Origin of the sequence: Nevskia sp. (assembly GCF_021732705.1) — a bacterium.
Taxonomy (GTDB): Bacteria; Pseudomonadota; Gammaproteobacteria; order Nevskiales; family Nevskiaceae; genus Nevskia.
Genome location: NZ_JAKFUM010000008.1, coordinates 277,253 through 299,666, shown reverse-complemented (window position 1 = coordinate 299,666; position 22,414 = coordinate 277,253). Strand labels below are relative to the sequence as shown.

Below are 22,414 nucleotides of genomic sequence, written 5' to 3'. Positions count from 1 at the left end.
TGTCCGCTTCACGGAGGATCCGAACCATCTGCTCGTCAGTAAATCGTGCCTGCTTCATGTGCTCCTCGCTCATAGCGGGAGCCAGAATCTTAAGCGTCACGTGGTCCGAAATTCGACCAGCAGGTCAGTACCTCGTTGCCGAGTTTCGGCCTATCTATAAATCGGCCACGGCGGCACGAGACGCAACTGAAGTCTCGGCGATAGAGCGCTGTCAACATAGTACATACGCCAATACGACCCAAAGATTCGAGTTTTCCCGCACCACGACACAACGCGATGAGCGTTGACAGCTGTCACAAGCTCTAGCTACGGGCTGCGCTGCGGGCACCAACGATGGCACTTGGTCATGTGTAGCGATCGACCGTTACAGCCGGCATTAAAGATTGATTGTAGGGACTCAAAGGACATGTTCGACGCCTACGCCAGTGGTCAGCACAGCATGTGCCAGATAATCATCGGCATAGGCACTGGGGCATCTTTCCGATCGATCTCGCCTGCTCAATTCGCGGCACACGCATCATCAACCTGCTTTTACAATTGATCATTGTTCACGTCGCAAGGCGATAGCCACGGAAGCAGAGCTAGCCCGAAGTTTTACGAAAGCCGATCCGTGACTGAATCACGATCTCGGTTTTCAACAACTCCATCCGTGAGTCCAGCGTATCTTGGCGGGATAGCGTCGGCGAATCCTTAATCCGCGAGCTGGTTGGTGAGTGCCTGAAGACGAAGTGGCTTCAGTCGCGGTTGAAAGCTTTCGCCATTATAACGTCTGGCGATGGCAGTAAAAATACGCAAGCTACATTCCACGCCTTGGGTGTCTGACTCCGCTAGTCCACGGCTACTCAGAGAAGTTCAGCCTTATAGGGTGCCGCTCTATCTAGTAGGATTATTTCAAGAGTGCGGCCAAGTCAGCGCGAGCTGGCGTCATGCAGCTGCAATAGGTCCGAAGACAGATACCGCAATCAGCGGCATGGCAGCAGACATGTGGTAATCATCGACTTTTCGACTGTCACTACGGTTTGGCTGGCTCCACGAGCTTCTTATCATTACGACACGCAAGCAACGATTTAGGAGAAGAAGAAATCAGCTTCACTACTTCATGAGTGCTGACGTTGGCAACAACCCGAAGGCAGACGCAACCGTAACCTTCGTTGCTTGAAGTTGCGACCCACTGATCAGGATCGAGAATCGGTAGGTCATCATTTGCAATACCGTCCTTACCCGTTCTAATTGTCCATACCCCATCGTTATCTGTGATTTTGACGCCAGATGTCATCGACTTTTCAAGCCAGCCACATCTGAGTGTTCCCCCGCGGGGAACTCTCATTTTTTCGAGGGCTTCACGGAAAATTTTATCGGAAGTAATCTCTTTATTTTCAACAATTTTTAGAATAAGCTCCTTGGACCTGTTATTTTCAGATTTCCTGCCGAGCAAGATTAATGCTGCGAAAAGGTACGGAGATTGGTCTATAAGCGCGAAAGATTCTTTGTTGGCAATGATGTTTTCAATAATCTTAGCTGTGATACCTGGCGGAACGCTCTGTCCTTTCTGGATTTCAATTGACGCCGTCCTGCCCAAATGAAGCTGTCGCTCTACGACACCAAGTGACACCAGCACATTTTTATACAGGCTTATGTACTCATATCGTACTCTTCCTTCCATCCCCCTAGAATTAGTGATTATCGAAATAAACCCAAATGGTGAACTTCTTACCGCAGAGATACTATCTGATTCAAATTTATAAAATAATTTGTTTGTACCATCAGTCAGCTTAACAGCGACTTCGCTCTTTCTGATACGCATTCCATCTTCGTTTATTACATCTTCGGTTCGAATCTCGGCGCTGTATTTTTTACCATCCAAGAATTCGCCATGTATCTCTTGTGCAGTAGCACCGCCGATTAGCAGCACAAAAAAAATTAAACTGCTCGATAGAAGTTTCTTAACGTTGTCCATTTAGCGCTCGCTTTATATCGTCGATACGATCTTGCGCTGACTTCGCTGCGGCTTGATGACTTCTATAAAAACGCGTGCCCGCCAATGCGCTTTCTTCGATTTTATAACTAGTGAAACTCATATTCGGAGTCAGTGAACATCGATCGGCACCCAACAGCTCCGCCAGCTTCATCAAAGCTTCAAATCGTTCGCCGACATGGTTGAATCCTCCATTCACCGCGACCGTAATCGCAAAAAAATCATTTGCATCAGCTTTTGGATTAACATCGCCCCATGCGCTTCCCTTGCGCCAATACCAACAAGCAGAGTTAACGGTATCAGGAATATTGTGACTTACAATATCTGGATTCCTTGCAATATTCGTATTTCCTGTAAATATGCTGTAAGCACTGTAGTTAGAATCATGAGTTAATTGCATTAATCCTCGTCCGTGGAAGTTCGAGCCACCGCGGTAATCATTCCATCCAGAGGGTACTGATCCATCTCGGTTTCGATACTCTTCGTTTGTTCTGAGCTCATCACATTCGTGGCTCATCTGCGATAAAAAGTGCGCCTTTCTCGCACATGTCACGATGTCGCTTTCGCGCATGTATCTGTTGAGAAGACTTAAAAATCTGCCAGAATCATAATTTCTTACAGTTGTATCATGTGCCTTGTAAAATAATCCATTTTTCTTTACATCCGCAGGGAGTATCAAAGCCAACTCTTCGTGCGTAATTTCTTTGCCGCAACTGCACGTAGCAATAAAGTTTGTGGTCAGCGCCGTCGAATGAAAGTGACTAACAAATGAATTCAAGCGTAAAGTTTTGCTGTTGTTCCACTCATTCCATAAGTGAAGCTTCGCGATTCGTTCCAGCTCAACGTTCCAGATCGGCAATCCTTCCGACATCAACGTATTCAACGTACGCCACTTGTCCATCGGACCAGACCATTCACTTTCGTACTTTACGATTAGCCTAGTGATTGGGTCGGCAAGCCAAGGCTCACGCAGAGATAATCTCAACTCTTCGCCACTCACCTGACCGTTCCGGTCACCCTGCGCATCGATCGCGGTCCGGAGCGCCGTCAGAAGCGATCCGCCGTCCACGCCGTCTGCTCTGATCTTGAGATTTTCGGCCTCGGAGTTGTCTGTGGCGACGCCAATCCTGTGCAGTTCACGGGAAAACAGTTCAAGGGGCGGCGCGCTTTCACTGATGACTTCGAAGCCTGGCCAATCCCACGGGGATCTCCATGCTGTTTGAGGGTGGTTCTTTTCGCAGACCCAGCCTTCGGCAGCTCGATCCTCATCAGCGCCAACGCTGACTTTCCACCACGATACGCCTTGGTCATCCTTCGCCCTCGTCCCAGCGGCAGACTTTTCAAGCTGACGGCGATTGATAACGCGCCGCTGCATAAGCCTTGGAGCACTCAAGGCCGATGTACGCAGCGGAAACGCAGACCACGCCGGTATGGCGTTGCTCGAACGCATTTTCGAGCTTTCGATCCAGAACGGTGCCCCAGTCGGAATCAGTAGCTCGCGTCTCGTGAAGAGAGCTCGCTTCGAACGATCCGTGGTTCGTTCGCCGTTGGAGTTCACATAGTTGCCAGTGAACTGCACACGCTGCCCACGGTAGAGGAACGAACCGGAGCTTCCGCTTCCTTGTGGTTCCTTAAGCTCGTCAACGGGGACAATGGTGGGAGCTGTCTTTCTTACGCGCAGCCAAGGGCCTTCGCCAGCTTCCTTGCCACTGAAGCGCCACAGGATCGAACCCGCGGGAACCATCATGTCCGCTACGGCCGGTTGGCACAGTTTCGCGCCACTTTCGATGACGAGAATGCTTTTCTGCCTGGGTTCGAGTTCGGCAGCTCGCGCGCGGCTCGTCGCTATGAATGCTTCAATGTTGTCGGCAGTGAAAACTTCAAGTGAAGCAGCGGCCTTCCGGGTGTGGGAGGCAGCGGTGTGGCATCCACGTAGCGTCCATACTCGCCAAGATGTCCAACCAGTGCACCGGCGGCAATGGGCCGTGGTGTCGCCAAGACAAGTACCGCATCCATCGCACCCGCGTCCGGCTCGCGAAGCGGATCGAGGCTGGCCTTGTGAACATAAGCGTCTTGCAGGCCTGCAGGGATCGAATCCCCATCGGTCACTGATGCCAATACGAAAAACCCGGGTCTCGCGTGGTTTGCAGGACCCAAGGTCACTCGATAACCGCGCGGCAGCAGGCCGATTGGTACACCACTGCCATCGCGGACTCTGAGACCCTTCGCTCCGGGCGCCAGGATTGGTTCCTCGTCATTCGCATTCATGCCAACACGATACTCAGTCGACGGACCTCGCCAGAATGCAGGTCGCGGCGCGGCCGGATCAGCGTGATACCGTGTCCAGTCACGCAAGTGCATATAGAGACTGAAGAAGATCAACGCGGGCTCAGGCGGTGGTGCCACAACAGGCGCGCTCGGCATGGCCATGCCCGGCCTTGGTGGTAATTCCAACCGATGGCGAATCAATACAAAGCCGGTTGAATACAGCGCCCGCTTGCCGTCAGGGTAGGCAATTTCGGGATATGTGCGATCAATCCGGTAAGCGACTACTTCCCCATCTGCAATACAGCGAACGCCAGCGTCCTGTGCGAGCACAGCCCCAGTGTTGCGGTCGAAATGGACACCGCCGTGCCATAGACCGTTGGCACCGATCGGATAGGTACCGTCTTCCGCCATCGACAGTGCATGAAGCAAGACCTGCGGGTCTTCGATCTCCTTGTTGCCAATGAGCTGGAAAGGGTAGGCCCAGCGCTTGACCTTGTTTGCTGGTTGATCTGCCATGAGGGTTCTCTGTCACGCTAACCGGAGAAGTCCAGCATCCGTCGCCGCTTGAGCTCGCTCGGCTGGAATTGCGGAAGCTTGGCCTTGCCGCTCGCCGGCCCTGCGAATTCATGCTTTGCCGCATGCACGACGAGCTGCCCAGGGCAACACACGCTGATGTCGCCGCCGTCAATCCGGATCGTGGCCCCGGCTTTCGTCGTGAGGGTGATCGCGGTCTTGGCGGCGGCTTCGAAGGTGCTGGTGACGCTGACCAGCTTCAGGTCTTGTCTTGCGTCGATGTTCATCGCGCCGTGCTGCGCTTCGACGCGAAACGGGCCTTGAGCAGCGATAGCGCTCAGGCCGGGACTGTCGGCGCCGGTCTGGATGCTGGCGAGCACGCTTACGGCCTGGCCGCTGTGGATTCGGAGGCTGCCGCCGATGGCGTGGTCGACATCGCCGCCGCTGGCCGTGATGATCGTTTCGCCAGCGGCCTGCTGCAGCGACTGACCGGCGACAACACCGAGTTGCGCCTGCGCACTGATGGCGACGACTGCTGCGCCCAGATGCGGAATCGCATGGTCATCCGCTGGCGTTGTCGCCAATGCGATGTGCGTCAGCGCCGCGGCCGGAGGGCGCTGGCTGTCCAACCGACTGACCTCGGGTCGCTGTGCGCCGCGATTGAGCGACAGGCCGGCGTTGTGGTGCCGACGGGTCATGTCGTCGTAGCCGTCGGAGAGTTTCTGTACTTGCTTCAGCAATGTGGTGCCGGCCGTAAAGTCGCCGAGTGCTTCCGGTTGCTCCGTTGGTGCAACACCACGCCGGCTTTCTAGCAGGATGCCCCGGCTGGATCGGACCGTACCGCCCGCGTCCGTTCGCAGTTCGAAGCCATGACCACGCGTGCTGCCGCGGTAGTTGTCGGCTTGGTGGATCAGATGGCCGAGATTCAATTCCGTGCCGGCCTGGGTGGTCTTGAGCTGGATGCGCAAGGCGCTGTCCGTATCGTCGAAGCTCAGGTGGTTGTAGCCACCACCACCGCCGAATTCTCGTGTCTTGTAGCCGGTGAAGCTCATCGGGTTGTGGTGACCGCTCGGCGCTGCGCTCTGGCCGTGCCATGCGGGCGAGGCGCCACCGCGCACGTTGCCCTGGGCGCTCGCGCGGCCATCGGCAGCTTGCTCGAAAACGTCTTCTGAAACTGCTGATGACGCCGACGTTCCGCCGGGGCTGGGCGCGATACCGCCTTCGCCGCGTCCGTTGTAGAGCGCGCCGAGGACGATGGGCTGATCGATGTCGCCGTCGAGAAAGCCGACCAACACCTCCTGCCCCAGACGCGGGACGAAGCTCGCGCCGCGTCCGGCGCCGGCTGCGCGACTGGCGATGCGCAGCCAGCAGGTCGAATGGCTGGCATGCGCACTGTCGTTGCCCGGTTCGGTCTGCCAGTGAAAACGCACGCGGATGCGGCCTAGCCGGTCGCGGTGAATCTCTTCGGAGCCGCCGGTGCAGCCATCGGCCGCGACGACGATCGCCGACTGCGGTCCCGGTGCCGTGCCTTGCAGTCGTTGTCCGGCCTGGTTCGGTCGCCACGGGATGGCGGCGCGCAGCAGGTGAAAGCGGCCGGCGTACCCTTGGGTGCGCGCAAGTTCATGGAGGTCGGATACGGTCGACGATCCGGGATCGAGTCGCTGTTTCCACTCCGCTGGCAGATTGTTCACGCCGCAGCAGTCGAAACCAACGACGGCGTATCGATCACGCGCTTCGGGCGGCAATCGTGAAGACGATGACGAGGACCGGCCGAGGCCTGCGGCGTCCTGCACGGCACGACTCAATGGGCTGATGCCGTCCAGCATCTGGAACTGCTGCGCCGGACGCAGGTGCCGGACATTGCCAACCGCATGGAAGACCTTGTGGCGCGACTCGCAGGCCTCCTGCATCAACTGGCTTCGGCGATCAACCGACAGCGCATCGGTTGGAAGCCCGTGACCGAGCGGCCGGTACTGCTCCAGCATCGCGAGCCCTTGCATGCCGAGCACGGCGTGACGCGTGGGCGTGCTGGCGCTTGTGGCGCGCTTGGCGGATGGATCCCAGGCCAGCGCGGTGCTCAATGCGGCCGGAAGGGCGCGCGACTCTTCGAGGTGCTGAAAGGTGTCGGCCGCTTCGATCGCGGCTGCGCGATGGAACCGGATGCTGCCCGGCATCGCCTCGGGAAACTGGCAGCTGTCGTGAAAGATCGTCACGATGCTGCTTCCGCGGTCGGTAGCCTCGGGCTCGACGAAGCACCAGCCGAGCCCATGCTCGGCCAGCGTTCGTGTCAGGAACGCGAGGTCGGTTTCACGGTACTGCAGACGACACGGCGCGGCCGGCAGCTCGTCGAGCCAGCGTCTCGCATCGTCGGTCAACTGCCAGCGTGCTTCGACATAAGCGTCGAACAGATCGTTCAGGACATTGATCAGCGATTGCTGCTGCCACACCCGCGAATGACGCTGCTGAGACAGCAGCCACAGCCATGGAACGAGGCGCATCTCATAGCGAGCCAGACCGCCGTCTGACCCGAGACTGCGCGCGGATTGGATGTAACCGCTGCGGTACTCGGTGCCGCCATCGGGCAGCCGGATGCGGATGCGCGCCGGCAGCCAGCGCAAGCGGTCGAGCGCGATGTTGGCATCGGTCGACAGCACGGTGACGCGGTAGTCGCTCACGGTCGACAGGCCTTCCGTCCCCGCGAACTGCTCGATCCACAACGCCGGCGCGTCACCGTCGATCTCGAAATCGAACAGGCGAGTCTCGCTCGAGAACCGGGCGAGCAGCGCGCGCCATTGCTGTGCCGCTGCGCTCAGCAACTCGTCAGCAGCACCGGCCAGGCTCACGGCGCGTCTCCGGTCAGCGCTGACGGCTTCGACTGCGCCGGGCAGGCAGGGTCGATGCCCCACAGATCCGAGCAAATGCGGATGCGGCACAGCAGGCCTTCAAGTGGGCCAAACTCTTCGCACTTGCGAATCAGGTCTGCCGTGGACGCACCCGCCGTGCGTTCGACGACGGCTTTCGATGAGCGAGCGGGCGCCGTTACCGCCGCTTGGACAGCTGCAGGCGGTGCCGTGGATGCCTTCCTTTTGTCCTTGACGACCGCCTCAGCCGCATCTGCAGGCCGTGTGCGGGCCTGCGCTTGCGAAGTTGTCGGCGGCGGCGATGATGGCTCGAGCTCGGCGGGTGGCGGCGACGCATGCGCGTCGTGTGCTGGCGAGACGGCCGGTTCGATCGTCTCGATTGCAGCCGCGTTCGGCGCAAGCGATACCGGCGCAGCCGCCAATATCTGCGGTGCCGCTGGCGCCGGAGCAGCGACGCCTGCATTCGAGACAAGGACCTTCGTCGGCGCCGGCCCCCGGGTAGTCAGCCGATAGCCGACCACCAGCAACATCGTGGCGCCAATCAGCAGCAGGATCAGCGCAGGACTGAGCGATCGATTCGTCACCGGCAGGGCCCGCGACGCTGAACGTCCGCGATCGCCGCCTGACGCTGCCTGACGTTCGGCGGTGACAGCGCCGAGGATGCTGACGGCATCGGCTTCAACCCGTGGTCGCGAAGCGCGGCCATCGCCGTGCACGGCCAGACCGCGGTCGCCGTGCGCCTGCTCATCGCGCGCTGCGGGATCGGTTGCGGGACGGCGGCGGTTCGACATCGGCATCCTTGCCTGTGACGGGTGTAGAGGGCGGATCCTTCCGGCCTGTTCGCGAGGAACGATTCGAGATTATTCTAAAAATCTGCGAAATCCCACTGCTGCCGCGCCACGGATGGCCATGTTGATCACAGTTCTGCTGCTGTTCGTGTTGGCGCTGGCCGTGGCATGGCTGATGTTCTTTCCATCCGCGGCCGGCGGCGGGATCGACGCGATCGATCGATCGATCGCGCGCCTCGGGGAACGCATCCGCGCCTTGCGCCAGCAGCGGCCGCCTCCACGCCAGCCGCGCGACTTGCTGGCCCCAAGGCGTGTCATGGCAGCCTTCGGAGACTGGACGCGTGACCACGGACCGTTGATCGGCGGCGCTGTCGCCATCGCCTTGCTGCCGGTCGCACTGGTCCTGCTGTTCGGCGAGAACCGGCAGCTGAGCGGCTTCGATGATCGTGTGGGTGCCGAGAACCGCGTCGCCACGTCGCTGCTGCAGGGCGAGCAACTGGTGCCGCCGCCGCCGTTGCCGCCCGATGTCTTCGTCACGCGAGAGGTCGAACGCGTCCGTCCGCATCTCGGCACCGCTGATCGCGACTGGAGTCGTCTCGATCCACAATTCCGGCAACGCTTGCTGACGATCTACCAAGCGATGGCTGTCGAGGGCTACACGATGGTGCTGCTCGAGGGCTATCGCAGTCCGGATCGTCAGGCGTTTCTGCAATCACAGGGCGAGAACGTCACCAACGCTGGAGCCTGGCAGAGCTATCACCAGTATGGACAGGCGGCCGACAGCGCCTTCTTCCGAGACGGCAAGCTGGTGATTTCGGAAAAAGATCCATGGGCACTGAATGGTTACCAGCGCTATGGCGAGTTGGCGGAAGCGGCCGGGCTGACCTGGGGTGGTCGCTGGACCTTGCGCGACTTCGGTCACATTGAAAACCGAATGCCGGCACGATCCAAAAAATGATCGCTAGAATGCGGTGACGCCGAACGGAACTCGGCGAGTTTCAGCACACGGAGCGTGCGATGGGCAAGCCCTACATCGTCATCGGCGACAAGACCAGCCACGGTGGCGTGGTGGTCGAGGGCGCGGCCACGGCCACGATCAACGGCAAGCCGATTGCCCTCGTCGGCAGCAAGGTCACCTGTCCCGAGAAAGGCCATGGCGGAACCACGGTGATCGTCGCCGGCGATCCCGATTTCACCATCGACGGCAAACCCGCTGCGCGACATGGCGACAAGACCGCCTGTGGCGCGACACTGATCGCGTCGCAGAGTCTCAGCTTCGATGATGAGGGCGGTGGCGATGTCGACAGCGCAGCGGCATCAGCCGCCACCGAGACCGCGCTTGCCGCTGCAAATCAGGCCCTTGCGCAATTCGACGAACAACTGTGCTTCGTGAACGCCAAGGGACGTCCGCTTTCGGGTGTGGCCTACGCGCTGAAACTTGACGATGGCAGCCTTGTATCGGGAACCACGGATGACAAAGGCCTGACGTCGCGTATTCGTACCCGTGCGGCGGCTCGAATTACCGAAGCGTCACTGACGCCCAAACCGTTTCCGACCTGCTGTTCTTTTGCGGCGCAGCAAGCGCCGACTTCGGTCACGCCGTTGGTCTTCTCACTGACAGGCGTCAGCACCCATGCCGCCAACCTCGGCACTTCCGTTCGGCAAGTTCAAACGCCGGCAGGTCAATCGCGCGGCATGACATCCGGCGAAATCGCGATGGCACGCTCGTTGTTCGGGACGTCTGTCGACTACACAAAAGTGAAGGTCCATAACGGCGAGTACCTGTGGTTCGGCTTGCAGCCGGACGATGTTGCGATGACGCCGAATGGCGAAATGTACTTCAATCCCAGCTATTTCCAGGAAGATTTTTCCAATTCAGGCAGCTTTGGAAATGCCCTCTGGTTCATGCATGAAATGGTGCATGTCTGGCAGTACCAGCTGGGATATCCCGTCGCGCGGCGCGGGGCCATTCGCATTGGTCTTTCGTACGAATACCGTCTTTCGGCAACGACAAGACTTTCCGATTACAACATGGAAGCGCAGGGCAACCTCCTTGCGGATTACTGGGCGATCAAGACGTATCGGGATCCTCCGCTGCTGAATCAATGGTCGCATGCCAACGATTTGGCGCTCTATCGGAGTGTGCTGAAGGACTTCATCGCGAACCCTTCCGACGTCACCAATCTTCCTTCGTGACCGAAACCATGAGAAAGCATTCGTTTCCGTATCGCACGGTGACGACAACCAAGTTGGCGAGCATGGCCATCGGCGCCGGCATCTGTCTTTCCAGCATGAGTTGCCACGCCACGTCGCGTCTCGGCGTTGCCGCAGTATCCGTCACCGACAATAACGCCTGCTTCTCGGTTTCAAGGCAATCCGAAGACCAGAAATCCAAGCTCGATCTATTCCGGGTGTCTGTTTCCGAAACGACGCGACCCAGCGGTGACTGGACAACGCTGCCAGATGAAGTCTGGTCATTTTCGATCGATCCGCCGGGCCGCTCCATCGAAATCAACGCGGCCGACTGCCTTGTGTATGGAAAGTTGCCGGACGGCGCAAAGCTGCACACGCCGGCCTCACGTTTGAAGCAGAACCATCCCTACGTCATCACCATCGCCGCCAAGAGTCGTGCCGCGGGGAAGGTGCCCGTTGGCGGCGGGTACAGCGCCATTTTCTGCCTGGTGCCGGCCGCCAATGGAAGCATGACCGCCCAGGTGCTGGCCGTCGCCAGCGAATTCGAGCGCTGGAAGTCGGCCGTCTGCGCATTCGATGAAGACCAATGAGTCGGCTCTGCGACGCGGTGACGATCTTCACGGCAGTGCCGTTGCCGACGGCTGGCGACACGTCATCGTCATGTCACGCGTTTCGCAGCAGTCCACTCGTTTTGCATAACCGGCAGACGCAGCGATCGTTCACCCCTCTGACGACTTTTGCAGGGATTGCAGAAGCCGAATGGCCACCAAGGCAATAGAAGCCGACTGCAGCAGAAGGACCTCCGCCCGGCGGAGCACCATCAAGGAAGAGCATGTCGTCACTCGGTAAAGGACTGCGCTGGCTGCTGATACTGCTCGCGATCTGCGCGGTGGTCTGGACGGCCACGATCATCGGGTGGCAGGAAAGCCGGCGTGCCGTCGATGAAGCCGATGTGTTGCTGTTCATCGTGCTGCTGCCGCTGGCGATTTTCGCCGCCGTGATCGGGTTGCGCTGGGCCTGGCGTGTGGCGACGCGAGCACCGGCAGTGAATGCCGCAAGCACCGGCGCCGCCTCGGCCCATCACGATGCCGATGCAGCGGCAGTGCAGGCGGAATCGCAGTGGTCGATGACGATCATCGCCAACGCCGTGTGCTGCGCGGCCGGTCGCGATGGCGAGGCGCTGCAGGCCGCCGCGGTTTCGCGCAAGGACCTGCTCAAGCCGTCCGAGGCCGTGTTCGATGGCGATGGCTTTCGCGTGCCGTGCATCGCGGTCGAGGATCTCGACCTGACCGCCGCCTCGCACTGGCAGCGGGAACGTCTGCAGCCCGACGCCGCACTGCCCGATGCCGAGGCGTATGAGCGCGCACGGCTCGATCGCTGTATCGCCCTGCTGGACACGCCGCTCGACGAGGCACTGACGGCCATCGCCGACTGGCTGACACCCGCAGCGCCGCGCTCGCCGCCGAAGCCGGTAAGACCATCGGCCTTGGCACCGGCCGTGCGGTCGACACCACCGCCCAGCCTGCGCGCTGCGCTGCTGTTCCCGCCCAACTTCTCCGAAGCGGCTCGCAGCCTGTTCAGGCAATCCGTCGAAGCACGGCTCGTCGATGCGGCGCGGCGCGAGCGCGCACAGGCCTATCTGGAGGTCGAGGTGATCAGCGATCCGGGCGCGGACATCCGCCTGATCGATTCGATGATGGCGCGCGCCCATCGCGCCGACGCCGACGACATCTGGCTGCTGATCGGTGTCGACTCGAAGGTCGACGATCAGACGCTGTCGCATCTGGAGCGGCGCGATCTCGTGCGCACCGCGCGCAAGCCGCAACGACCCGCGGCCGGCGAGGGTGCGTTCGTGCTGGCGCTGACGACCCTGCCGGTCACGGCTGATCGTCCGCCGCCGCTGGCACGACTGCACCGGCCAGCACTGGCCGCACGCACGGCACCGTTGAGCGAGCACGGCAAGGTGTCTTCGGCCGTGCTGGAGGCCGCGCTGCAAACCGCGTTGGCCCACGCGGCAACCGAGGCCGCGGCGATCACGCGTGTGATCGCCGATGTCCACGGCTACGACGCGCGCGCCGTCGAGGTCGCGAGCGCGATGACTGCGGTGTTCGAGCCGCTCGATGCCGTGGCCGATCGCGACGATCTCGGCCTGTTGCTCGGCGATCTCGGCGCCGCCCGCGTGCCGGGCCTGCTCGCGCTGGCGACGGCAACGGTCGCGGCGTCGAGCAAGCCCTGCGCCGTCACGAGCGTTGCCGAAGTACTCGAGCGTCATGCGCTGGTGCTGCTGCCGCCGCCGGAACCTGACTCCGACGCCGAGTCCACGTCGGGCGCCGCGGCGTCCGCATCGTCCTGATTGCTGCTCAACCGACCCGCCGACCATGTCCTCCATCTGGCCCCGCATCTGGAACACCCTGAACAACCGCACCGCGTTGGCCGTGGGGGTGTTCGTCATCGTGGCGGCGTTCTTCCTGCTGACGGCGAAGACACTGAAGCTGGCACTCGGGGCTTCGCTGCTGATCATCGCGATCGCGCTGCTGGTCTGGCTGGGCGTGTCTCTCTGGCGTCGGCATCGCACGGCGAAGCAATCGCAGGCGTTCGGCTCGATGCTCGAAACCGAGGCCAGCCGCCCGCTCGACAGCGGGCCGGGCCGTAGCCACGAGACGGCCGCGCTACGGGATCGCCTGGTCGACGCGATCAAGACGATCAAGACCTCGCGCCTTGGCGAAACCGCCGGCGAGGACGCGCTGTACGGGCTGCCGTGGTACGTGATCATCGGCAATCCAGCGGCCGGCAAGAGCTCGGCGATCATCAATTCCGGCCTGCAGTTTCCGTTCGCCGAAAAGTCCGGCCGCATCGTCCAGGGCATCGGCGGCACCCGCAACTGCGACTGGTTCTTCACCACCGAAGGCATCTTCCTCGACACCGCAGGCCGCTACGCGGTGCAGGACGAAGATCGCCGCGAATGGCTGTCATTCCTCGGGCTCTTGAAGAAGCATCGGCCGAAGGCGCCGATCAACGGCATCCTGATTGCGGCCAGCGTGTCGGAACTGATCCAGAGCGGGCCGGAATTCGCGATCGACCTCGCCAAGCAGCTGCGCCAGCGCGTGCAGGAACTGACCGCCGAGCTCGGCGTGTTCGCGCCCGTCTACGTGCTGTTCACCAAGGCCGACCTGATTGCCGGATTCGCCGATCTGTTTGCCGGTGCGGATGCCGCCGAACGCGCGCGGGTCTGGGGCGCGACCCTGCCGTATGACGCCGACGGCAAGGCCGATGCGATCCACGAGTTCGATCGCCATTTCGACCTGCTGTACGAAGGCCTGCGCGAAGTCTCGCTCGCCACGATGGCGCATCGGCGGCGGGACACGCTCGGCTCCGGCGTGTTCTCGTTCCCGCTGGAGTTTGCGGCGCTGAAATCACCGCTGCGTTCTTTCATCGGCACGCTGTTTCAGGACAACCCGTTCCAGCACCGGCCGATTTTCCGCGGCTTCTATTTCACCAGTGCGCTGCAGGAAGGCATCGCCACCAGTGCGTCCAGTCGTCGCGTCGCCGAGCGCTTCGCGCTGACCGGCAGCGGCAGCGCACCCCGCCAGACCTTGGTGACTTCGCAGCACGGCTTCTTCCTGCGCGACCTGTTTTCCCGCGTGATCTTTGCCGACAAGGGGCTGGTCAAGCAGTACGCGAGTCCCGCCAGCGTGCGGATGCGCTACCTCGGTTTCTTCGGCGGGGCGGCGGTACTCGGGCTGGTGCTGACCGTGCTGACCTGGTCCTGGCTCGGCAACCAGCGGCTGGTCGCGAACACGCAGGCCGATCTGGACAAGGCCGTGGCGGTGCAGGCCGGTCGCAGCGAACTGGGCACGCGACTGGAAGCGCTCGGCATCCTGCAGGACCGCATCGAGCAGCTTGAAGCCTGGAAAGGCGACCATCCGCTGTCGCTCGGTTTCGGGCTGTATCAGGGCGATGCCTTGGACGCGAAGCTGCGCGCCGAGTATTTCGGCGGCATTCGCGAGCTGTTGCTGAAGCCGGTCAGCGAATCGCTCGAAAGCTATCTGCGCGAAGTCACGCTCAATCGGGACCGGCTGCAGCCGTCGACGCGCAACACGACGGACGCCAAGCCAGCCGACGCGGCCAGCACTGCGGCAACGCCGTATCAGGCAGCGTCCGCCACCGATGTCGACGATGCCTACGCGGCACTGAAAACCTACCTGATGCTCGGCGATCGCGAGCGTCTGGAAGCCAGCCACCTGAATGACCAGCTGACCCGCTTCTGGCGCGACTGGCTGGAACAGAACCGCGGCACGATGACGCGTGAGGCGCTGATCCGTTCGGCCGAGCGCACGCTGTCGTTCCTGCTGGCCCAGGTCGGCACGCCGGACTTTCCGCTGATCGAACAGAAGCTTGTGCTGGTCGATCAGGTGCGCGAAGCGCTGAAAACCGTCGTTCGCGGCACGCCGGCACGCGAGCGGGTCTACGCCGACATCAAGGCCCGCGCAGCCACGCGCTACCCGGCGATGACCGTGGCCCGCATCCTCGGCGATGACGACAAGGCGCTGCTCGCCGGCAGTCACGCGATTCCCGGCGCCTTCACCAGGGAAGCCTGGCAGGGCTATGTCAAGGATGCGATTCGCGAAGCGTCGAATCAGGAGCTGCAAAGCAAGGACTGGGTGCTGAACACCGCCGTGCGCGATGACCTGACGCTGGAAGGCAGCCCGGAACAGATCGAGCAGGCACTGGTGCGCCAGTACAAGACCGAGTACGTCGCCGAGTGGCAGGCCTTGATTCAGGGCGTGGCGGTGACCGAGTTCAGCGGCTTCGACGATGCCGTGAAGCGGATGAACCGGCTGGGTGATCCGGCCAATTCGCCGATCGGCAAGCTGCTGACCACGCTCTACGACCAGACCGCGTGGGACAACCCGTCGCTGGTCAACGAGGGCCTGAAGAAGACGCAGCGCGGCATCCTGCAGTGGTTCCGCAATCTCGTGTCGAGCGGCACGCCGTCCGGCGCGACGGTCAACCTCAACATCACCGGCGATGCGCCGACCGTTGCGATGGGGCCGATCGGCAAGGCCTTCGAAGCGATCGGCCAGCTGGTGATCGCGCGTGGCGGCAGTGGCGACGGCTCGCTGCTGAAAACCTATCTCGATGCGCTGTCGAAGACGCGCACGCGCTTCAACCAGATCAAGAACGCCGGTGATCCCGGCCCGCCCAGCCGGCTGCTGATGCAGCAGACGCTCGATGGCAATGGCTCGGAGCTGGCCGATGCGCTGCGCTACGTCGATGAAAGCATGCTGCCCGGCATGAACGACGCGGCGCGCCAGACCGTGCGGCCGCTGCTGGTGCGGCCGCTGATCCAGGCCTGGCAGGTCATCGTCAAGCCGACCGAGGACGAGCTGAACAAGGTCTGGGCGGCGCAGGTCTATCAGCCGTTCCAGACCTCGCTGGCGGCGAAGTATCCGTTCGATCCGGCCTCGCGCATCGAAGCCGGCGCGGCCGAGATCGGACAGGTCTTCGGGCCGGGCGGCGCCATCGCCAAGTATCTGGAGACCGCCATCGGCACGCTGGCCGTGCGCCGTGGCGACACGCTGACGCCGCGCACCTGGGCCGACATCGGCATTCGCCTCGCGCCGACTTTCGTGTCGGCCGTGCCGGTCTATGTTGCAACGCCGGGCGAGGCGGTGACGCCGTCCGCCGCAGCGGCCAACCAGACCGTGTTCCAGATCAAGCCGATTCCGGCTCCGGGCCTGATCGAGTACACGATCGAGATCGACGGCCAGCTGCTGCGGTATCGCAACACGGCGGCGGAGTGGAACAACTTCGTCTATCCGTCGGCCGGCGTTCCCGGCGCGCGAATCACCGGCATCACCACCGACGGCCGCACGGTCGAGATCACGAACAGCCCGGGCCGCGCCGGCCTGCAGCGCTTCATCAACAGCGCGCGCCGAACCTCGAAGCCGGATGGCAGCTTCACGCTGGCCTGGGATGGCAGCGAAGCCGCCGTCTCGATCGATCTGCGGCTGATTTCGAGCCCGAATGCGGCGAGCGCCGGCGATGCCGGCAACGGCCCGCTGCGGCCATCCGGCCTGCGCGGTCTGAAGCTGCCGGCCATCGTCGCGGGGCCCGCGCCATGAGCCACCTGTTCTACTTCGGCAAGATTCCGGCGCGCGGCGATTTCGTCAAGGGCAGCCACGGCGCCGCGGTCATCCAGCAGCTCGATACCTGGGTGACGCGCGGGCTGGAACTGATGCTGGACGATCCGGACTGGAAGCGCCGCTACGACGAGGCCCCGCCGATCGCGTTCCTGTTCGCCGGCACCCGTTCGCGGCACATGATCGCCGGACGACTGGTGACCAGCCACGACGCCTCGCAGCGACGCTATCCGCTGCTGATGGGCACGCTGGCGCCGATCGACGAGCCCTTGCAGTTCATTGCCCGCGCGCCGCTGACCCTGTTCGAGGCCTGGTCGCTGCTGGCCTCGCTGCAGGCGCAGGCGATCGACGTCGATCATGCGCAGTCGGCACTGGCCGGACTCGAAAGCGTCGACGCGCCGATCGGCGATGTCCACACCGCCGCGCGCGAACTGCGCGGCTTCGTCGAGCGCAGCACGCTGGCCGACGTCGAAAGGCTGTTCGACACCGGCGAATCGCGGATCGACCTGCGCCGCAGCCTGCTGGCGCTCGGCATCCTGCTGCAGCCGCTGCTGACGCAGGCGCAGCCGGAGGTCGGCAAGAGCCTGTGCTGCCCGCTGCCTGACGAGCCGCAGGCGGCCGTGCTGATGGCGGCGTTCTGGCTGGATCTGGTGACGCCGTTCCTGACCCGGGTGAACCTCGAACTCGGCATCCTGCACGCCCGCACCGCACGCGGCCCGGTGCTGACGATCAGCTTCGGCGGCGCCCAGCCGCGCGTGCTGGAAACGATCTGGCGGCAGGACCCGGATCACGATCACGCCATCGACATCCGCGATGTCGACTGGGTCGAGGATCACGTCGCGGGCGCGCCGGACCTCGGCAAGCTCGCGAGCTATCTCGAACACCCCACGCTCAGCCTTGCCCGCGCCACGCGCACGTTCCGGGAGACTTTTCTTGGCCAGTGAATTCCTGCCGCCGTCTGCCGTGCATCCGCCGGCCCGCGATTTCACGCCCGTTCGGAGACTCGTGGGTCAGACGGCATTCGGCGTCGGGCTGGCGTTCAGTCCGCAGGGCATCGCCCAGACGCCGGCTGCGGCGCCGCCGCCCGCCACGGCATCGGTCGCCAACGCCGGCGACAAGCCGGTCATCGTCAGCGGAACCGTTGGCGATGAAGCGACGCGCGCCGCGATCGTCGGCCGGCTGCGCGAGCTGTATGGCGCGGCAAGAGTCGTCGACAACCTCGCGGTGGCGCCGGTGCTGACGCCGCCGAACTGGAGCAGCAACGTCGGCAAGCTGCTGACCCCGGCGCTGAAGGATGTCAGCGGCGGCGCGCTCGACATCAACGGCACCAACGTCTCGATCCGCGGCGATGTCTCCAGCGAGCTGAAACGGCAGGAGCTGGTCAGCAACATCGCCACGTCGCTGAATCCGACCTATGTGGTCAGGAACGGGCTGCGCGTCGGCGCCGCGCCGCAGTCGGTGCTCGATCAGACGCTGGCCAACCGCACGATCGAGTTCGAGCCGTCGAGTGCCACGCTGACCGGCAACGGCCGCACGATCCTTGATCAGATGATCGGCGCGCTGCGCTCGGTCGGCACGCCGAAGCTGTCGCTGATCGGCCATACCGATGCCTCGGGTATCCCGGAGAAGAACCTCGTGCTGTCCCAGGCGCGCGCCGATGCCGTGAAGCAGTACCTGGTGTCGCAGGGCATCGACGGCACGCTGATCCGCTCGCAGGGGCTTGGTGCCGCGCAGCCGATCGCGAGCAACGCAACGCCGGAAGGGCGGGCCCGCAACCGACGGATCGAGTTCCGGGTGGAGCCGTGAAGCGCAGCCGGCGCTTGATTCGCGAGATGGTTTGACCCGCGCCGAAACCGCTGCCCGCCTTCACGCGATGACGGATTGCCGGGTGCGAAACCCGCGCCGTCGGCCACTCAGTCGTCGTCAGACTCCACCGCTTTCTTCTCGACGCCGAGCAGCTCGTCCATCTGCGCGAGCGCGCCGCCGTCCTTCAGCACGGCGCGCAGCCAGACATGCAGCGGCATCTCGCCCCAGTTCGCCGCGCGGTCGGCGAGGTAGGCAACCGGGCTGTGGGGCTCGGTGCGGCGGAAGAAGTCGGCGACCTGCCGCAGCTGCGCGAGCGCCTGCGCGCGAGTGCGCGGCGCGCCGGCCGGGCCGGCCGGGCCGGCGATCATCGCGCTGCCGGATTCCGGTTCTGCGGCATTCGCTGCTTCGGCTTCAACGAAAGCGGCGGCGGACGACGGCGAAGCGGCAACGGCGACAAAACCAGCCTCGCGCGCCAGTTGCCGGGTCAGGCTGCGGACGTCGTCCAATGCCGCGATCAGCGGCGCGAAGTTCGGGCCGTCGAGGCCCATGCGGTCGTCGATCTGTTGGGCGAGCGTGCCGGCCGCCGCGTGCGCCGCGTCCTGTTCGGCCAGCAGCGCGTCGTAGAACGCCTTGCCGGAGCGGGTGACGGCGCGGGCGAGGTCGGCCAGCGTCGTGCGGCCTTCCGACAGACGCTCGGCTTCGTCCGGATCGCGATCGATCGCGGTCTTCAGGCTCAGCGCCGATTGATGCTGCAGCACAGTGACGATGGTGGCGCGATCCGGCTTGGCCAACGGCAGTTCGCGCACCAGCTTCGACAGCCGGCCGATCAGCCAGCCGAAGTTGCCGCTGCGGGCATCGTCCGGATCGCCCGGTTCGGCCACCGGGTGCAGCGCATCCCAGTAGCGGTCTGCGAGCTGCTCGATCAGGTTCAGGCCTTCGGCAAGACCGGCGAATCCGCGCGTGCGCGCCAGCGCTTCGGCCAGCCAGCCGGCGAGGCGCAGATCCTTGGTGCGGGTTTGCAAGGCATGCGCTGACTTCGCGACGACTTGCGGCCAGTCGGCCGATTTCAGCGACGTGACCCAGTCGCCCTGATCGAGCGTCGGGTCGTCCTCGCGCCGGGCTTCGGCGATCTCGTCGAACAGCGTGGAGAACGACAGGTCGTCGCCGCACGGGGCGTCGTCCGACAGCGGAGCCAGCAAAAGCGCCATGTCCAGCGGCATGTGAACCTCGCGAATCCGTTTGCGAAGGGGTGAAACACTCGACGGCCAGAATAACAAAGCCCCGGCGGACAACCGTCGGCCGGGGCTTGAACGTCTGCCGCTGACGGCGGAGTGGTTCTCAGCCGAACAGCTTGCCGCCGAGCTGCTGCGCGAGGCTGCCGAGGGCATCGGCACCGGCGCCGGCACCCGGCTCGACGCGGCCATTCGGCGTCATCTGGTCGACCACCTGCGGAAGCACCTCGCTCAGCAGACCGCCGAGCTGACCGTGATCCAGACCCAGCGCCTGCGCGATCTGGCCCAGCCCGCCGAGGCCGCCACCGCCGCCCAGCACCTGCGTGATCTGCGCCGGGTCGATCGGCAGGTTCTGGCCGCTGCCGACCCAGCTCTGGACCACGCCGCCGAGACCGGCCTTCTGGAACTGCTCGACCAGACCGCCGACGCCGCCGTGCTGCTGGATCAGGCCGACGATGGCCTGGATCACCGCGCTGTTGCCGCCGCCACCGCCGGTGGTGCCCTGCGTGGCGCCCGCGAGCACGCTTCCAACCAGTTCACCGAACAATCCTGACATCGCACTTCCTCCTTCCGTTGGGGGACGGCCGCTCGGCCGTCGCGAATGGGCCCGACCTGTTCGAGGCGTGGTCGGGTGATCAGTTCAGCACGCGCGGTACGGCCAGCCGGAACGGTTCGATCACGGCGTCGAAGTTCTCGCCGTCGGCCGTCACCATCTGGTAGCTGCCATGCATGGTGCCGACCGGCGTCGGCAGCGGGCAGCCGCTGGTGTACTGGAAGCTTTCGCCGGGGGCGAGCGTCGGCTGCTGGCCGATGACGCCGGGGCCACGCACTTCCTCGGCCTTGCCTTCGCCGTCGGTGATGATCCAGTGCCGCGACAGCAGCTGCACGGTCTCGTCGCCTTCGTTGCGGATCGTCACCTGATAGGCGAACAGGAAGTGCGAGCGGGTCGGCTCGGACTGCTCGGCGACATAGCGCGGCTGCACCTGCACGCGCACGCCACGGGTCAGCGTGTTGCTCACAGGAAGCCGGCCTGCAGCTTGGCGGAGTCGCTCATCATGTCCTGCGACCACGGCGGATCGAAGGTCAGCTCGACGTCCGCCTCGCGCACCAGCGGTACCTGCAGCGCCTTGGTCTTGACGTCGTTGACCAGCACGTCGCCCATGCCGCAGCCGGGTGCGGTCAGGGTCATCGTCACGTTCAGCTTCCAGCCATTGTCGAACGACGGTTCGAGCCGGCAGTCGTAGACGAGGCCCAGCTCGACGATGTTGATCGGGATTTCCGGGTCGTAGACCGTTTCGAGCTGGCGGCGCACGGCGGCGGCCACTTCCTCTTCGCCGGCGTTGTCGGACAGCACGACTTCGCCGGTCACCTCGCGGCCGAGCGCGTCGGCATCCTTGCCGTCGATGCGGAACAGGTGACCCTGCACCTCCACCGTGTAGCTGCCGCCGAGCGCCTGCGTGATCGTCGCTTCCGCGCCCAGCGGCAGTTCGACCCGCGTGCCGGCGGGAATCAGCACGCCGATGACATCGCGGCTCAGCGTGACGGTGGTGTGTTGGCTGTACGACATGAGGCGGCTTGTTCCAGCGCGGGAAAACGCGTCAGTCTAGCGTTTCGGGGTCGGCTTTGCCGGTCCGGCCAGCCCTTGCGGCACGGGTGGCACGAAGCCGCTGTCGGCGTTGTCCAAGCCCCTGCCGCGGCCACGAAGGCCGCTTTTTCGTTCAGGAGATCGATCGATGCGCCACCCGCTGCTCACCACCACTGCCGCCAGCCTGATGCTGCTGCTCGGCGCCGCGCCCGCACTGGCTCATGGCGAGGCCCCGCCGGATCGCCGCTCGGTCAATGTCAGCGGCCGCGGCGAAGTCGTGGCAACGCCGGACCGGGCCCGGATCTCGATGCAGGTCGAGACCACCAAGCTCGACCTGCGTGCCGCGCAGACCGAGGTCAGCCGCATCGTCCGCGACTATCTGGCGCAGGCCAAGGCGCTCGGCATCGCCGAGGCCGACATCTCCACGGCCGGCCTGAGCATCCAGCCGGAGTACGACTACAACGCCAAGGGCGGCCGCAAGTTCCTCGGCTATCACCTGACCCGCGGCATCGAAGTGGTGGTGCGCGATCTCGACAAGATCGGCGACGTGCTGCTGAAGGCGACCGCCGCCGGCATCAACAATGTGTCCGATCCGGCGCTCGAATCCTCGAAGGCCGAGAGCCTGACCCGCGACGCGCTGGCCAAGGCCGCCGACGATGCCCGGGCCAAGGCAAAGGTGCTGGCGGATGCGCTCGGCGTGAAGCTGGGTGCCGTGCACACGCTGAACGCCAACGCCGAATTCACGCCGCCGCCGTTCGCGCAGAAGAGCCGTTACGTGGCGGTGGCCGCGGCCGCGCCGGAAGCCGACACCGGCAACGAGCAGTTCGGCTTTTCCGCCGGCCAGATCCGCTACAGCGCCAGCGTCAATGCCGATTTCGACCTGATCGCCCCCTGATCGCCCCCTGATCGGCCGCTGATCGGCCGCTGATCGCCGCTTGAAGGCGTCCGGAAGGCGGCATGACGGTGGCCCGTGAGCTGCGCGATCGATTCCGGCGCGCGGCCGGTGCCGGCAGGAGCGGCCGTCGCGTCGGCCGGGCGGGGTGCGATTTC

The 22,414-nt window shown here is 63.6% G+C and carries 16 protein-coding genes and 1 pseudogene; 8 read left to right on the top strand and 9 right to left on the bottom strand.

Translation table 11 applies throughout. The annotated features are described in order from the left end of the window. Window positions 1–1,012: 1,012 nt before the first annotated feature. From QZ951_RS10740 to QZ951_RS10720, 5 genes are all read right to left on the bottom strand, one after another. On the bottom strand, window positions 1,013–1,957 hold the full coding sequence (locus QZ951_RS10740) for a DUF4087 domain-containing protein (RefSeq protein WP_293000576.1): 945 nt from the start codon (window positions 1,955–1,957) through the stop codon (window positions 1,013–1,015). After that, complete coding sequence (locus QZ951_RS10735; protein ID WP_293000575.1) at window positions 1,944–3,722, bottom strand: hypothetical protein; 1,779 nt, start codon at window positions 3,720–3,722, stop codon at window positions 1,944–1,946. Before QZ951_RS10735 ends, QZ951_RS10740 begins: the two co-directional genes overlap by 14 nt. 98 nt (window positions 3,723–3,820) lie before the next feature. Next, complete coding sequence (locus QZ951_RS10730) at window positions 3,821–4,759, bottom strand: hypothetical protein (protein ID WP_293000574.1); 939 nt, start codon at window positions 4,757–4,759, stop codon at window positions 3,821–3,823. 17 nt (window positions 4,760–4,776) lie between these two features. Then, window positions 4,777–7,599, bottom strand: a complete 2,823-nt coding sequence (locus QZ951_RS10725; protein WP_293000573.1) for a type VI secretion system Vgr family protein — start codon at window positions 7,597–7,599, stop codon at window positions 4,777–4,779. Continuing rightward, window positions 7,596–8,408 carry a hypothetical protein gene (locus QZ951_RS10720; RefSeq protein ID WP_293000572.1) on the bottom strand — a complete coding sequence of 271 codons (813 nt, stop codon included), beginning with the start codon at window positions 8,406–8,408 and terminating at the stop codon, window positions 7,596–7,598. The genes QZ951_RS10725 and QZ951_RS10720 overlap by 4 nt, the downstream gene beginning before the upstream one ends. 118 nt (window positions 8,409–8,526) lie before the next feature. Between QZ951_RS10720 and QZ951_RS10715 the strand changes: the two genes are divergently transcribed. The 7 genes and pseudogenes from QZ951_RS10715 (at window position 8,527) to QZ951_RS10685 (ending at window position 18,547) form a co-directional block, all read left to right on the top strand. Next, window positions 8,527–9,363, top strand: a complete 837-nt coding sequence (locus QZ951_RS10715) for a M15 family metallopeptidase (protein WP_366943871.1) — start codon at window positions 8,527–8,529, stop codon at window positions 9,361–9,363. Window positions 9,364–9,422: 59 nt separating this feature from the next. After that, window positions 9,423–9,680, top strand: a pseudogene (locus tag QZ951_RS20405) (PAAR domain-containing protein); the annotation flags it as partial. Window positions 9,681–10,597: 917 nt separating this feature from the next. Beyond that, complete coding sequence (locus QZ951_RS10705; protein WP_293000569.1) at window positions 10,598–11,188, top strand: hypothetical protein; 591 nt, start codon at window positions 10,598–10,600, stop codon at window positions 11,186–11,188. Between the two features lie 242 nt (window positions 11,189–11,430). After that, complete coding sequence (locus QZ951_RS10700) at window positions 11,431–12,951, top strand: hypothetical protein (RefSeq protein WP_293000568.1); 1,521 nt, start codon at window positions 11,431–11,433, stop codon at window positions 12,949–12,951. 25 nt (window positions 12,952–12,976) lie between these two features. Then, window positions 12,977–16,723 (top strand): type VI secretion system membrane subunit TssM, encoded by a 3,747-nt coding sequence (tssM, locus tag QZ951_RS10695; protein WP_293000567.1) that lies wholly within the window; start codon window positions 12,977–12,979, stop codon window positions 16,721–16,723. Beyond that, window positions 16,720–17,685 (top strand): type VI secretion system-associated protein TagF, encoded by a 966-nt coding sequence (gene tagF, locus QZ951_RS10690; RefSeq protein WP_293000566.1) that lies wholly within the window; start codon window positions 16,720–16,722, stop codon window positions 17,683–17,685. Before tssM ends, tagF begins: the two co-directional genes overlap by 4 nt. Then, window positions 17,675–18,547: an OmpA family protein gene (locus tag QZ951_RS10685; protein WP_293000565.1), complete on the top strand. Its 873-nt coding sequence runs from the start codon at window positions 17,675–17,677 to the stop codon at window positions 18,545–18,547. The genes tagF and QZ951_RS10685 overlap by 11 nt, the downstream gene beginning before the upstream one ends. Before the next feature lie 107 nt (window positions 18,548–18,654). On the opposite strand, the gene tssA is transcribed toward QZ951_RS10685, so the two are convergent. The 4 genes from tssA to sufT all read right to left on the bottom strand — a co-directional run bounded on the left by tssA (window position 18,655) and on the right by sufT (window position 21,346). Then, entirely contained in the window at window positions 18,655–19,755 is a 1,101-nt protein-coding gene (gene tssA, locus QZ951_RS10680) for a type VI secretion system protein TssA (RefSeq protein WP_293000564.1), read from the bottom strand. Window positions 19,756–19,885: 130 nt separating this feature from the next. Next, window positions 19,886–20,335, bottom strand: coding sequence for a YidB family protein (locus QZ951_RS10675; RefSeq protein WP_293000563.1), 450 nt, complete (start codon window positions 20,333–20,335; stop codon window positions 19,886–19,888). A 79-nt stretch (window positions 20,336–20,414) separates the two neighbouring features. Beyond that, window positions 20,415–20,798, bottom strand: a complete 384-nt coding sequence (gene apaG / locus QZ951_RS10670) for a Co2+/Mg2+ efflux protein ApaG (RefSeq protein ID WP_293000561.1) — start codon at window positions 20,796–20,798, stop codon at window positions 20,415–20,417. Further along, complete coding sequence (sufT, locus tag QZ951_RS10665; RefSeq protein WP_293000560.1) at window positions 20,795–21,346, bottom strand: putative Fe-S cluster assembly protein SufT; 552 nt, start codon at window positions 21,344–21,346, stop codon at window positions 20,795–20,797. Before sufT ends, apaG begins: the two co-directional genes overlap by 4 nt. A 166-nt stretch (window positions 21,347–21,512) precedes the next feature. Here sufT and QZ951_RS10660 point away from each other — a divergent pair, with 166 nt between their 5' ends. Beyond that, window positions 21,513–22,259 (top strand): SIMPL domain-containing protein, encoded by a 747-nt coding sequence (locus QZ951_RS10660; RefSeq protein WP_293000559.1) that lies wholly within the window; start codon window positions 21,513–21,515, stop codon window positions 22,257–22,259. The last annotated feature ends 155 nt before the right edge of the window (window positions 22,260–22,414 follow it).

Bases quoted from the DNA above. Each gene is read 5' to 3' on its own strand.
- QZ951_RS10660 (WP_293000559.1), top strand. From the start codon at position 21,513: ATGCGCCACCCGCTGCTCACCACCACTGCCGCCAGCCTGATGCTGCTG.
- tagF (WP_293000566.1), top strand. From the start codon at position 16,720: ATGAGCCACCTGTTCTACTTCGGCAAGATTCCGGCGCGCGGCGATTTC.
- QZ951_RS10730 (WP_293000574.1), bottom strand. From the start codon at position 4,759: ATGGCAGATCAACCAGCAAACAAGGTCAAGCGCTGGGCCTACCCTTTC.
- sufT (WP_293000560.1), bottom strand. From the start codon at position 21,346: ATGTCGTACAGCCAACACACCACCGTCACGCTGAGCCGCGATGTCATC.
- QZ951_RS10700 (WP_293000568.1), top strand. From the start codon at position 11,431: ATGTCGTCACTCGGTAAAGGACTGCGCTGGCTGCTGATACTGCTCGCG.
- tssA (WP_293000564.1), bottom strand. From the start codon at position 19,755: ATGGCGCTTTTGCTGGCTCCGCTGTCGGACGACGCCCCGTGCGGCGAC.
- QZ951_RS10715 (WP_366943871.1), top strand. From the start codon at position 8,527: ATGTTGATCACAGTTCTGCTGCTGTTCGTGTTGGCGCTGGCCGTGGCA.
- tssM (WP_293000567.1), top strand. From the start codon at position 12,977: ATGTCCTCCATCTGGCCCCGCATCTGGAACACCCTGAACAACCGCACC.
- QZ951_RS10675 (WP_293000563.1), bottom strand. From the start codon at position 20,335: ATGTCAGGATTGTTCGGTGAACTGGTTGGAAGCGTGCTCGCGGGCGCC.
- QZ951_RS10735 (WP_293000575.1), bottom strand. From the start codon at position 3,722: ATGATGGTTCCCGCGGGTTCGATCCTGTGGCGCTTCAGTGGCAAGGAA.
- QZ951_RS10740 (WP_293000576.1), bottom strand. From the start codon at position 1,957: ATGGACAACGTTAAGAAACTTCTATCGAGCAGTTTAATTTTTTTTGTG.
- QZ951_RS10720 (WP_293000572.1), bottom strand. From the start codon at position 8,408: ATGTCGAACCGCCGCCGTCCCGCAACCGATCCCGCAGCGCGCGATGAG.